Below are 12,697 nucleotides of genomic sequence, written 5' to 3' on the forward strand. Positions count from 1 at the left end.
ATCGCCTTATCCTTTCTGCCGAGCGTCTGTATGTCTCTGGAACATCCGCGCAGCCACATGGCGTAGTCCGCTGCGATAGCGTAGAAAGCGGCTGGCCATAAAATAGCGCAGCAAGGAGATCCAGTTCTTCTGGTAGTTATCCCAGCGTACGGCCAGCGCGGCACAATGTTCGCAGCCGGAAATGCGGGCCAGCGCTTCAAATAATGTCACATGCAGGGCGTGGTAGAATAAGGGCGAAGGGGTAAAGAAGCGGAGGTCGTAGCATGACCAGTATCCCAGATCAAAATCATCGATCAGCGTATGCAAAGTTGAGAGACTGCGCTCAATCAGCCTGGCGATCTGCTTATCGTGGGTATAGAACACGTAGTCATATAATCCAAAGAGCGCCAGCATGTAGCCGTTGAGGACGTGCGCCGCCGGATAACTTGCGACCTCTTCGAAGAAGACCTCATGCTCTCCAAAGGAGACCGCGACACCACTGTCGCAGATCTCCTGTTGGAATGTCTGTACCGCCCGCTGAGCGGTTTGGTGAAATATCTCCTCACCGGTAATCTGATACGCACGTATCAGCACGGAGATCGCATTTCCCTGCGTGAGAGCTGAGAGCCACTGCGGGGGCGTATTATATTCGTGCACTGCAAATGGGAGCGGCCAGCCAAGGGCACCATTGTTCAGGCGTATTGCATGCTCTACCAGCCAACGAGCCTGAATCAAGAAAGCATCCTTATGAGATGCCTTGTGACCTCGTAGATAGGTATTCCACTGCGCCAGTGCGTATTGCGCGATACTGGTTGGATGATAGACGGCTGGATGGCTCTTATCCACCGCTCGATTGAATAGTACACCATCTTTATCGAGCGTTCCGAAAGGCAAGCTCAGTAGCGACTCCATATCGAGAGCGTAGGGTTGTAACTCCGTATCGTTGGTCGGCAGCTGTGCCAGATGATAGCGTGGCTGTGTGCGTTCATGCTGCCAGAGTTGCCATTCCGCCGTCAGGAGGCGCATACCTGGGAGGATTTGCCATCTGTTGCGCTGCTGCATGGGTGTGCTCATACAAAATCCTCTTTCTCTGTCGTCGTCCACTGGCGATCTTGCGCCTTGTCGAGATCCATTTTTTTTGTACCTGCTGGCGCTGAGATGATGCCCAGGATTAACCAGCCGCACGCCGCCAGAGGTGGGAGGGTCCAGGCGTTGACGCTGAGGCTATTGGTGCTCAAGGCGATGATGGCGGCGATCCCGATGCCGAAGAGCGTACTTTGTGGTCTCGGGACCATCCACCAGTTCCGTAAAGCCCTCCATAACGCGTAGCAGATGAGTCCCATAAAACAGGCGAGCACTGGTAGGCCGCCCATCGCTCCCAGTTCTAAGAAGGAATTGTGTGGATGTGCCAATATTTTGTATTGTTCTGCCACTCGATAGGGCTCGGCACGCTGCATATAGGCTTGCAGACCCAGGCCAATCCCCGTGAGCGGATGCACCTGGATGATGTGCAGCGCGGTGGTCCAGGCTCCATTGCGTAGCATGAGTGTGGTTGGATCTGCTGCGTGCTGCAAGAGGAGCGTGATCTGGTATGGAAAGCAGATCAGCAGTGCTCCTATCCCCAGTGCGGTAAACAGCATCATTGCGATTCTGTAGCGCATGCGTCTGAGCAGAACAACAAAGACGATCATGCCAACGCCAGTGCTGATCCACGATCCAACACTATATGTGAATAGGAGCGCGGGGAGAATCATCATCATCTCGGTCAGATACACCAATTTCCCCTGCACATGCTTGCATTCGAGAGAGAGCCCTAAAGGGATACAGAGGACGGTGGCGAAGAAGGCTCCATTCCAATCCGGATTGACAAAAAAAGCTCCCAGTCGATAAATACTGCTCCCCTGAAATATGTTATAGTTGGAATCGCTGGCCAGCGAGATATCGAAACGTGAGGTTCCAAACAGCAATATCCCTGACCATGCCTGGATGCAGGTTATCAGCGCCAGCATAGTGCCTAGAGCGGCGAAAATCTGGAAAAAACGTCGTATCTTTTTGATATCCCCTGCCAGTAGTGTCCCAAGCCAGAACATCAGGAAGGCTCCCAGGATAATGTTCGGATAATAAAAGGCTGCATCATAACGTGTCAGAGCTCCATTGATAGCTGGTGGGATTGCCAGTGCCAGATAACCTATCCAGAGCCACAATGCGGGTGGTTTGTTCCAGTGATCGGTGGGCGAGCGCATTAAGAAGAAGAGTAGCAGCAGGAAACAGGCGAGTCCGGGCGTAATCATCAGATGTCCCTGATACCAATCCAGGTAGAGGCTTGTCACTAATAGTAAGACAATGATCCATTCGCGCTGTTTTGTCGCAAGTACAATCATAATAAAACTGATGCTGATAATTATCCCAGGAAGATACCAGCCAGTTATCCCCGTAATTATGCCGAGCAAGAGTGCAATGACGACTGTCACGCTGGCTCGCAGCGAAATACTTGTCACTGCATTGGACACACGCTCTGCTGATCGAGTTGCAATTTCCACAACATTGAGCTTCATGATCTTTTCTGATCTACTCATCCCTACCACCTTCCCGCAAAATGTTTTCAGCGTCCAGATGCGAGCTTGTTATCTTCGTTTCATCGATTGCATCACCATATGCTTAAAGCCTGTTTCTGATTGTGGCAGGGGGCGCGCCAGCGGAGGAGTATCCTGCTTTTCGCCCATCCGAGATTGAGCACTGTTTGTCTCATCATCCAGGGTGTCATAGTAGCTATAGGGTATGTCTTTGGATGTGAGGCGCTGCTTGTTGATGACGCAGCCAAGCACATGGATGCCTGTCTGCCAGAGGCGGGCCTTCACCTGCTGGAGATGCTCTTTTCTTACGCGTGTCATATCGGCGATGACAATCGTGCCGTCCACTTTTGAGGCGAGAATGCTCCCATCGGCCAGCCCCAGGAGCGGAGGTGCATCAATGATAATCATTTCAATATCGCTCTCTCTCGCGGCTGCCAGGAAATTATCCATCGCGACCGAGTCCAGCAGTTCCGAGGGATTTGGTGGCAGGGTGCCGGCAGGCATCACATAGAGATTCTCGACGCTTGCTGCATGGATGTAAGGATCTAAGCAGATGCTTGTCGCTGATTTAGCGGGTCGCTGGGCATATGCCATGATGGCATCGCTGAGTCCTTTCACATCTTTTTCCAGGCAAAATTTCTCATGTAAGATAGGATGATACATATCCGCATCGATGAGCAGGGTCTTCTTGTTCGCTTTGGCCATAAAGAGTGCCAGATGAGACGCGATGGTACTTTTCCCATCGAAGGCGAGCGGACTGGTCACGACCAACGAGCGTACCGTGCGCCCGACGGCTAAAAAGCCAAGGTTAATCCGTAGGATGCGATAGGCTGCGGCATTGATGCTATTGATCCTGGCATTGATCTGTTTCGACTGCCTGTTTTTGGCCTGATCTGCATACCATACAGTTGTCAACACTGGCACATCGAGTATGTGTGTGATCTCTTCTGCCGTGCGCACGCGTGTATTGAACTGTTCCAGTAGGAGCGCCAATGAGAGCCCAAGTGCGAGCCCGGTGAGCAGGCCCAGCGCTGTATTGAGGAGAATACGTGGACTTATAGGGTGCAAGGCGACCAGTGCCGGTTGTGCGAGATTCAGGAAATCGTGGCTTTGTGCATTGGTGATTTCCATCTGTGTGAGCATTGGTTGGATCTGATCGCTGTGATCCTGGAGGCTGTTGGATTGATTTTGTAATCCGACAATTTGCAACTGGAGGGCTTTGATTGCCATCTGCGTGCCCTGTTGGCGTGCCAGGGAAGTAATCTGCATCTCTGCTTTGTTGATGCGGGTTGCGAGCCCGTTGATGTGCTGATTGGTCTTCTCGATATCGCGCTGTAGATTTTGTAGTGGGAGCGTGTTCTGTTGGACAAAATCTTGATACTGCTGCTCAATCAAGGTTGTGGCGATATCGTTGGCCAGGCTGGCTGCTCTGCTGGGAGAGTTGTCCTGGACATCAATTTTAAAGAGCTGGGTATTGAGCTGAGCGGTAGCCGTCGTCGCACGGGCCAGTTGAAGATAGCTCAAGCCGTGATAACGGGCTGCGACTCTGGTCAGGATGGGAGTACTGGTGGCGAGTGCCGCTTCAGTCTGCACGAGTTGGTCGCTGGCCAGCAGATTGTTGTAGCTGGTGGACTCTGTGCTGCTGTGAATATTGACGCGTACAAGCGCCGTTGCCTGATAGATTGGTGGGAGTAAGTGACTGCCGATATACGTACCTGATCCAACCAGTAGCAAACATGCTATGATGAGCTTCCATTGTCTTACTATCAGGAGCCAGTAGTGTTCGAATGTCATAGTATCATCTCTTTCAGATAGCTGTTAATAACCCTGCATACGTGCACACAACAATTACCACACCTTGATCAAATCAGGTTGCAGGACCAGATCAAAGAGATGCTGACGCAGCATCGCATCATCATCGGCCAGCAGATAACGATCCAGGAGTTGCACCCATCGTGTGATGGTGCCAAAGGTCGGGAGCACATTTTCACACGATATGCGGAAGATCTTGTTATGAATGGTTGGTTTTAAGCGCTCATCCAGCGCGGTAAGTGTTTCATGCAGGCGCTCACCGGGACGCAGGCCCGTATAAATGATGTTTACCGTACTGTTGGTTCTGGTTGTATATTGATGAATCATTTTATGTGCCAGATCGATGATATGTACGGGCTTTCCCATATCTAAAAGATAGATCTGGCCGCTTTCCGCCAGGGTTGTCAGCAGGATGGTTAAATCGCAGGCTTCTGGGATCGTCATGAAGTAGCGCGTTGCATGAGCATCAGTAACCGTCACTGGTCCACCATTCTCGATCTGTCGTGCAAAGGTTGGGACAACGCTCCCACGGCTCCCGATGACATTTCCGAAGCGCACGGCGCAGAAACATGTACTCTGAATAGCTTGCTGGGCGAGCGAGAGGATAATCATCTCTCCCCACCTTTTGGTCGCACCCATGACGCTGATAGGGTTAGCCGCTTTATCCGTCGAGATAAAGATCACGCGCTCTGTCTTATATTTTTGTGCCAGACAGCAGAGATTATAGGTGGCCAGTACATTCGTGCGTATGGCCTGATCTGGATAGAGTTCAAGCAACGGTACATGCTTATAGGCGGCCGCATGGAAGATGATGCGTGGTTTTGTCCGGGCAAAGAAAGTATCCATATACGAGGCATCGGTGATATTGCCGATATGGAGTTGTAGATGCTGGCTATGAGGATGAGCATGGATACTTTCTGCCAGGTCAAACAATCCTGTTTCATTCATGTCGAGCGCAATGATCAGAGCCGGTGCATAATTAAGTAATTGACGACATAATTCCGAGCCAATCGATCCGGCGGCCCCGGTTACCAGGATGGTCTGTTCATGCAGAAAAGTATGCGAGTTGGTTGATTGCAGTGGCACACTCTCGCGCCCTAGCAGATCGGCATAATCCAGCTTGCCTGGATATGAATCATCCCATGTATCCTGATGTGGAAGCGGTTGTGAAAAACTCATCATTGCTCACCTATATCCATACTTTACGAACACGAAAGATAGTATCCAGGCTATCTACACTTCTTAAAAGTTTTAATAATAGTTATCACCGCCTCAATTACATCGGTAACATCGTCGTTGGTCATACCAGGATAGATAGGCAGCGAGACGGTTTCTTGATATGCTTGCAGCGCGATTGGAAATGCATCTGCGGCCAGATGGTAGGTGTGACGATAAAATGGATGGAGATGAAGGGGAATGAAATGAACACTGGTCCCAATTTGAGCGTCGGCCAGCGCACGGATGAAATCTGCTCGTGTGATGGTGAGCATGTCCAGCTGTAAGCGCAGCAGATAGAGATGCCAGGCGTGTGTGATATGTGTCGGGTTGGGGGGCGTAAATATTTCGGGCAGCAGGGCAAAGGCTTGCGTGTATTGCTGTGCTATCTCTTGCCTCCGTTGGCAGAGCCAGGCGCTGCGAGCCAGTTGATGCAGGCCAATTGAGGCCGCGATATCGGTCATATTATACTTATAGCCGGCCTCCACGACTTCGTAGTACCAGGAGCCGCCAGCCGCATAGCGGTTCCACGCTTGATGGCTGATGCCGTGCAGTGCCATCAATGAAGCGCGTGCCGCATATTCAGGATTGGCCGTGGTAAGCATGCCACCTTCGCCAGTAGTAAGTGTCTTTGTGGCATAGAAGCTAAAGGCTGTCAGCTCATTCAGCGAACCGACCATCTGTCCGCGATACGCCGCCGGGAAGGCATGGGCGGCATCCTCAATCACTGGCAGCTTATGAGCGCGAGCCAGCGCACGGATGTGATCCATCTCGGCCGGCAGGCCCGCGATGTCGACGACAATGATAGCTCGCGTACGGGCGGTGATGCTTTTCTCGATCTGCAATGGATCAATATTGCAGGTGATGGGGTCGACGTCGACGAAAACGGGATGGGCTCGACAATGGATCACGACTTCGGCTGTGGCGGTAAAGGTATAGACAGGCACAATGACTTCATCGCCCTCCTGGATGCCGATGGCGTCCAATGCCAGATGCATGGCTGCCGTGGCAGAGTTGACGGCGACCGCGTATGGAGCCGTCACCGACTGCGCGAATTCTTTTTCAAAGCGTTTGGCTTTTAAGCCAGTGGTTAGCCATCCTGAGCGCAGAGTATCCACTACCTCATCGATCTCGGCTTGTGTGATATGCGGTACTGCAAAGGGCAGAAACGTCGTACGCCTGGCGCGGGTACCAGCCAAAACCGCTCGCGATATCTGTCTATCTTCCATGTCTCAACACCACCTCTCCCACTGTTTTCAACAGAATCTGTAGATCCAGGCGCGATGATTGCTGTTCAATATAAACAAGATCGTACATAAGCTTGATCTCTTCATCCTGGAGTGTATCGCCATAGTGATGCATCACCTGCGCCAGCCCTGTCAATCCTGGCTTGACCAGTAAGCGCTCATGATGTTGTGGGAGCGTCTCTTTTAGCGTCTCGGCAAGAGCCGGTAGCTCAGGTCTGGGACCTATCAGGCTCATCTGGCCGAAGAGAATGTTCACTATTTGCGGCAACTCGTCCAGATGCGTGGCGCGTAGCACACGCCCAACGGCGGTTATGCGTGGATCATGTTGTGTTGTCCAGGCAGGAGTGCCAGCACACTCTTTCTCAACCTGCATGGAGCGTAACTTATACATACGAAACTTCGTGCTATGATATCCCAATCTCTCCTGCGTATAAAAAAGCGGACCAGGAGTCGTGATATACATAATGATAGCTAACGGTGGCAGTAATAAGATCAGGATGAGCAGGCCGACAATGATAAAAAAGAAATTGATGCTGTGCTGCCAGCAGGCGTAGCGATACGATAAGCGCGCCGCGTGGACCTGGGCATTGCATCCAACTAATTCGGCGGGAGTTTCAAATGGAGGTGATGTGGTCTTCCGAATTGTCGGTGCATGCCAAAAGTAGCGTCGGACGCTTGCGTACGATGTCCAGTTCATCGTACGAGACGGCTGGATTGCGGTGAGCAACGCTGGCGTACGATCAAGCACGTCAGCGTCCGATGCTACTTTGAAATCCGGGTTGTCGCTGCCCTCTGTGTCTGTGATGATCGTGCTCTGTCGTTTTAAGAGTGCCATGATATGCTGATGAAAGTTTTTTGTGAGCTGTTGGCGATCAAAATGCTGCTCCACAAAGGCGCGCCCATGTTGTCCAAGGGTCTGCGCTTCCAGCGGATGGTCTCGCAAGTACAGGATTGCCTGAGCGATGGCGATGGGATTCTCGGGCTCCGCATAGATGGCTGCATTGGCTTGCTGGATGGCAATCTGACATGCCTCGCCGTCTACCGCCAGGATGATTGGACGTGCACAGGCCATCGCTTCATACATCTTTACGGGGAGCACGCCCTGGAAAAGGATGGCTTTACTGGCGGTTGCAAGACATGCATCGCTGGCGGCCAGCAGGAGAGGTATCCGCTCATATGGTTGCGGATCGAGAAAGGTGAGATTGTGCAATCCACGTCTACCCGCTTCAGCCATCAGAGCAACTTTCTGCGCGCCATCGCCTACCAGGACGATCTGGATATCTCCATAGGTGAGCAGGATCTCGGCCGCAGCGAGGATCGCGCCTAAGCCATGCGAAGGACCATGGCTGCCCGCATACAGCACCGTAAAATGCTGATCCCATCCTAGCGTTGTGCGAGCGAGCGCCTGCGATGTGGGATAAAATTTGTTACAATCGACCCCGTTGGTGACAAACATAATCTTTGCGAGCGGCAGGCCACGGCTGACAAGGATATCACGCAGTCCCGCCGTGACCACCCAGACGCGTGCTGCTCGCCGATAGGTTGACCATTCAAGCCAGGTGGCCAGCCGGATCAGATGGCGATTGCGCAGCATCCCCATCTGGACAGCCACCTCCGGCCAGAGATCGGCCACCGTAAAAATAAAGGGACAATGTTTCCAGCCTGCCAGCAGACGTCCTGCGATCGCGTTGAAAAGTGGTGGTGACTCAACAACGATCACATCGGGTTGTCTGATCGCGTTTCCACCTAGCAGGGGCGCGACGCATCCAAACGAAAGCTGCGACAGGATACGCAGTAGAAATCCTCGATTTGGACTGGTATAGCTCCAGACACGTACGATCTGGATACCGTCCTTCTGCTCGTGCAGGCGTCGATGTCCTCGGTACTCCTGCGGGATAATTCCGGAAGGGAAATTGGGGAACGTCGTCAGCACCGTCACTTGATGCCCCAATGCGAGTAGTCCCTGCGCCAGTTCATGGATACGCATCGCCGGCGGCGTTATTTCAGGTGGATAATAAGGGGTAACGAATAAAATATGTGGCATATTATGTACCTCTTCCTCCTCCACCTATCCTATCTATTACCTACAAAGACCATCAGTACCGTGGCCCGACCAACTCTTTGCACCAGGTGCCAATGTTCGCCGACGTAGCGGCGCGGCTCCGCCGTGCTGTCACTCGACGCATGAAAACGTCCCATGTGTCGCTGAAAGCAACGCCGACGAGAAAGATGTCTCAATGGAGCATCATGAGGAGCGTGATTGTACGAGTCACAGACAGCACGGCGGAGCCGCGCCGCTACGTCGGTGGGCATGTCATTCCATTGGGATGCACGTCTCCGATGTGACATCGGTGAGATGACTTTTGATATGGCTGTGTAGTGGTCTCCTGCCCATCACCAATGGCAAGATACTGCATATTCAGAGCTTCAATCTCTGCGCGTCGCAAGACGTGGCGTCCGTCGAGCACGGCCTTACAGCCAACAAAGCGAGCAAAATTGAAACTCTGGTAGGCGCGATGATTGCATTGCAGTATGATGGCTGTGATGTCCTTTTCGTCGCTCGCTGGTAGCGTTGTATAGCCGAGCCGAGACAACTCTTCTGTGTCGAAATAGGCGTCATCGGCATAGACAACTGCTCCGCGACGTAGTAGGGCATCCTGTAATAACTTCGCGCTGCTAAATGCGACCTCGCGCACGTCGCCTCGATAGGCTACGCCCAGCAGTAAGATGGATCGCTGATAGAGTCGACCGACGGCTTTCTCCAGACGCTGTACTGCATATTCTGCCATGCTATCGTTCATCTGTCGTGCCTGACGTGGCAGCATCAGCGCTTGAGGCGTGCTGGACGGCGCAGGCTGGTCGCAGGGATTTGAGAAGAGAAAATATGGATACACTGGAATACAATGCCCTCCCACGCCCACGCCCGGTGTATGGATATGGGAGAAGGGCTGCGTGTTGGCGGCCGCAATGGCTGTATAGACGTTGAGCTGATGGCTATCGGCATAGCAGGCGTACTCGTTGGCCAGAGCGATATTCACATCTCGATACGTCGTCTCAATCAATTTGACAAACTCGGCCTCATCCGTCGACGCCATAGAGATAACCTTAGCCTCAAGCACCAGGCGATAAAAAGCGCAGGCGCGTGCTGTACTCTCCTCATCGATGCCGCCGACCACTTTGGGATAGGTGCGCAGGTCATAAAAAATACTCCCTGACGAGACGCGCTCGGGACCATAGGCGAGGTAAAAGTCCTTGCCTGCGCGTAGCTGCGAGATCGCTTCAAGTAACGGGCGAAAGTGTTGGGAGGTCATACCAATCGGCAAGGTCGTTTCATAGATAACCAGCGTACCCGCTTGCAAACCGGTTGCGATCGCTCTGGTGGCGTCATCGATCAGCTGCGTATCGGCCTGATGCTCTTGATTAATCGCGACGGGAACTATAATCACCACAACCTGTGCCTGACGTACCGCTGCCTGGGTTGACGTGGTTGCCGAGAGCAATCTTTCGCGCACCAGACGAGGTACCTCTGTTGCCAGTTCGGGCTCTTCCTGGATGTGTGAGCGTCCTGCATTCAAACTATCGACAACCTGACTATTACTATCGCAACCGATGACCCGGCATCCATGTCTGGCGTACTGCACCGCAAGCGGCAGACCAATTTTTCCCAGGCCAATGACCGCGACCGTGGGCGGCGAGGAGAAGCTAGATAGCGTTTTGAGCATACTGTACCTCGTTTCCTCTCATCGCTGCACTCTCAGATGCCGCTGCAAGCAAGCGATGAGCAATCATCAACGTCTTCAGGCCATCCTCACCTGTCACCGTTGGCGCCGTATTGTTGTGGAGCGCTGCTATAACATCTTCATATTCGAGGCGGAGTGGTTCCGCTTTCTGCACTTTAAAGCGTGTCATTGTCCCCTCGCTCACGCCCTTGAGGGAGCGTAACGCGTCCCAGGAGATTGACGTATAGTCGTTTTCGTAGAAAGAGATGTCTTGTGTGAGATAGTTTACACAAAACATCCCCTTCTCGCCGGTCACCGTAATTTCACGTATCTTTGTCGGAGTCAGCCAATTGACATCCAGGACGCCAATCGTATCATCCGCAAAACGTAGCACGCCCAGCAGTAGGTCTTCGCACGTGCCATGGATGTGGCGTTGCGTCTCGGCATGGATATGTGTGATCTCAGCATTGGTCAAATAGCGCATAATGTCAACATCATGCGTTGCCAGATCCAGTATCACGCCCACATCGCGGATACGTGGTGGAAACGGTCCCAGCCGTCGCGCATGCATCTGAAATAAAGTGCCGAGCTTTCCGGCTACCAATTGGCGTTTCAGTTCAATAATGGCGGGATTAAAGCGTTCAATGTGTCCTACGGCGATCCTGACATTGCGCAGGTGCGCGAGTCGGATCAGGCTTGCGGCTTCCTCAACGGTCGTGGTTATAGGCTTTTCGATCAGGACGTGGATGCCCTGATTCAAGATGTATGAGGCCACCTCAAAATGCAAGTTTGTGGGGACCACAACGGCGACAAGATCGGGATGCGTAGCGGCGATCATGGAGCGATAATTCTGATAGCCCGCCACATGGAAGCGGCTCATCGCTGTCTGTAAGATGAGCTTTGCTTCCTCCGCAATCCCCACAAGCTGTACATGCTCGGCCCCAAAGTCGGAGAGAACGCGCAGATGATTCATCCCCATTGTGCCGGCACCGACAACCGCGATCTTTAACGGCATAACTTGAGGACCTCCTTTGCAATAGTCATCACATCTTCTGTGCTCAGGGCGGGGTGTACAGGCAACGACAGCACTTGTTGCGCCGCCTCTTCCGTGATCGGTAGTTGTGCGCCTGCGTGGATCGGATCATCGGATGCTGGGTCCTGACCAGAGAAGCAGCGGTATTTTTCTGGATGCTCCTGGTAGAACGGCTGCTGATGAATGGGCACCGGATAATGAATGCTGCTCTCTATGCCCTGCTCCTGGAGAGATTTTATCCATGCATTGCGCTTGTGCGCCACGCGGATGGTGTATTGATGGTAGACGTGGCGATGTTCCGGATGCGCTACTGGCGTCTGGATGGCTGTGCGGAGCTGGCGGGTCAAAAGTGTCGCGTTAGCGATACGTCGTTGCGTCATCGTTTCCAGGCGCTGGAGCTGCACGATGCCAATGGCTCCCTGGATATCGGTCATGCGTAAGTTGTAGCCCAGAGCTATCTGGTGATAACGGGTGCTTTGCCCTTGATTGCGCAGCAGGCGGATACGCTCAGCAATTTTGGGATTGCCGGTCGTGACCATGCCTCCCTCGCCAGTCGTCATATTTTTGGTGGCGTAAAAAGAAAAGCAGCCGGTGCCAAATCCTCCAACCGGCTTGCCATAGACGGTGGCGCCATGTGCCTGACAGGCATCTTCTATCAATGCCAGATGATAGTCTTCTGCGATCTGCGCTAAATGATTGATGGCACAAGGATTTCCATACAGGTGGACAGGAAGGATCGCTTTGGTCCTCCAGGTAAGCGCCTGAGCGACCAGATACGGGTTGAGATTATATGTGTCGTCTATATCGACGAAGACAGGAGTGGCCCCAACCATGAGTATGACATTTGCCGTCGCCGCGAAGCTAAAGGCCGTGGTGATGACTTCGTCGCCGGGGCCAATATCGTGGGCGAGCAAGGCCAGATATAAGGCGGCTGTCCCTGAGGAGACGGCAACAGCATCCTCGACCTGGCAGAACCTGGCAAAATCGTGCTCAAATTGGATCACATTTTTTCCCTGAGCGAGTTGTCCCGACGCCAATACTTGCAGCACAGCCTCATTCTCCTCAGCGCCCAGGAGGGGATATGCAATAGGAATCATAACAGTATTCCTCTAATCAAAT

At 52.8% G+C, this 12,697-nt stretch carries 10 protein-coding genes; all 10 read right to left on the bottom strand.

Features of this window, described 5'->3' with window-relative positions; translation table 11 throughout:
• Positions 1-6: 6 nt before the first annotated feature.
• From AC27N8_RS31945 to AC27N8_RS31990, 10 genes are read right to left on the bottom strand one after another with little or no spacing between them, the layout of a single operon-like run.
• Positions 7-1,053 carry a D-glucuronyl C5-epimerase family protein gene (locus AC27N8_RS31945; RefSeq protein ID WP_487073150.1) on the bottom strand — a complete coding sequence of 349 codons (1,047 nt, stop codon included), beginning with the start codon at positions 1,051-1,053 and terminating at the stop codon, positions 7-9.
• Complete coding sequence (locus AC27N8_RS31950) at positions 1,050-2,555, bottom strand: O-antigen ligase family protein (protein ID WP_487073152.1); 1,506 nt, start codon at positions 2,553-2,555, stop codon at positions 1,050-1,052. Before AC27N8_RS31950 ends, AC27N8_RS31945 begins: the two co-directional genes overlap by 4 nt.
• A gap of 48 nt (positions 2,556-2,603) precedes the next feature.
• A complete protein-coding gene (locus AC27N8_RS31955; RefSeq protein WP_487073154.1) occupies positions 2,604-4,346 on the bottom strand; it encodes a tyrosine-protein kinase domain-containing protein in 1,743 nt (580 codons plus the stop codon).
• A gap of 54 nt (positions 4,347-4,400) precedes the next feature.
• Positions 4,401-5,546 carry an SDR family NAD(P)-dependent oxidoreductase gene (locus AC27N8_RS31960; RefSeq protein WP_487073156.1) on the bottom strand — a complete coding sequence of 382 codons (1,146 nt, stop codon included), beginning with the start codon at positions 5,544-5,546 and terminating at the stop codon, positions 4,401-4,403.
• 47 nt (positions 5,547-5,593) lie between these two features.
• Positions 5,594-6,808 carry a DegT/DnrJ/EryC1/StrS family aminotransferase gene (locus AC27N8_RS31965; protein ID WP_487073158.1) on the bottom strand — a complete coding sequence of 405 codons (1,215 nt, stop codon included), beginning with the start codon at positions 6,806-6,808 and terminating at the stop codon, positions 5,594-5,596.
• Positions 6,798-8,870, bottom strand: a complete 2,073-nt coding sequence (locus AC27N8_RS31970; protein WP_487073160.1) for a sugar transferase — start codon at positions 8,868-8,870, stop codon at positions 6,798-6,800. The genes AC27N8_RS31965 and AC27N8_RS31970 overlap by 11 nt, the downstream gene beginning before the upstream one ends.
• A 29-nt stretch (positions 8,871-8,899) precedes the next feature.
• A complete protein-coding gene (locus tag AC27N8_RS31975) occupies positions 8,900-9,139 on the bottom strand; it encodes a hypothetical protein (protein ID WP_487073162.1) in 240 nt (79 codons plus the stop codon).
• The gene (locus tag AC27N8_RS31980; RefSeq protein ID WP_487073164.1) at positions 9,124-10,548 is read right to left on the bottom strand and encodes a nucleotide sugar dehydrogenase; all 1,425 of its coding nucleotides are present in this window, start codon (positions 10,546-10,548) and stop codon (positions 9,124-9,126) included. Before AC27N8_RS31980 ends, AC27N8_RS31975 begins: the two co-directional genes overlap by 16 nt.
• Positions 10,529-11,560: a Gfo/Idh/MocA family oxidoreductase gene (locus AC27N8_RS31985; protein WP_487073166.1), complete on the bottom strand. Its 1,032-nt coding sequence runs from the start codon at positions 11,558-11,560 to the stop codon at positions 10,529-10,531. Before AC27N8_RS31985 ends, AC27N8_RS31980 begins: the two co-directional genes overlap by 20 nt.
• Complete coding sequence (locus AC27N8_RS31990; protein ID WP_487073168.1) at positions 11,551-12,675, bottom strand: DegT/DnrJ/EryC1/StrS family aminotransferase; 1,125 nt, start codon at positions 12,673-12,675, stop codon at positions 11,551-11,553. The genes AC27N8_RS31985 and AC27N8_RS31990 overlap by 10 nt, the downstream gene beginning before the upstream one ends.
• Positions 12,676-12,697 lie beyond the last annotated feature (22 nt).

Source organism: Dictyobacter sp. Z7_2, from assembly GCF_057551105.1.

Excerpts from the sequence above, each read along its gene's own strand:
- AC27N8_RS31965 (WP_487073158.1), bottom strand. The coding sequence starts at position 6,808 with ATGGAAGATAGACAGATATCGCGAGCGGTTTTGGCTGGTACCCGCGCC.
- AC27N8_RS31955 (WP_487073154.1), bottom strand. The coding sequence starts at position 4,346 with ATGACATTCGAACACTACTGGCTCCTGATAGTAAGACAATGGAAGCTC.
- AC27N8_RS31985 (WP_487073166.1), bottom strand. The coding sequence starts at position 11,560 with ATGCCGTTAAAGATCGCGGTTGTCGGTGCCGGCACAATGGGGATGAAT.
- AC27N8_RS31975 (WP_487073162.1), bottom strand. The coding sequence starts at position 9,139 with ATGCCCACCGACGTAGCGGCGCGGCTCCGCCGTGCTGTCTGTGACTCG.
- AC27N8_RS31950 (WP_487073152.1), bottom strand. The coding sequence starts at position 2,555 with ATGAGTAGATCAGAAAAGATCATGAAGCTCAATGTTGTGGAAATTGCA.
- AC27N8_RS31970 (WP_487073160.1), bottom strand. The coding sequence starts at position 8,870 with ATGCCACATATTTTATTCGTTACCCCTTATTATCCACCTGAAATAACG.
- AC27N8_RS31980 (WP_487073164.1), bottom strand. The coding sequence starts at position 10,548 with ATGCTCAAAACGCTATCTAGCTTCTCCTCGCCGCCCACGGTCGCGGTC.
- AC27N8_RS31990 (WP_487073168.1), bottom strand. The coding sequence starts at position 12,675 with ATGATTCCTATTGCATATCCCCTCCTGGGCGCTGAGGAGAATGAGGCT.
- AC27N8_RS31945 (WP_487073150.1), bottom strand. The coding sequence starts at position 1,053 with ATGAGCACACCCATGCAGCAGCGCAACAGATGGCAAATCCTCCCAGGT.
- AC27N8_RS31960 (WP_487073156.1), bottom strand. The coding sequence starts at position 5,546 with ATGATGAGTTTTTCACAACCGCTTCCACATCAGGATACATGGGATGAT.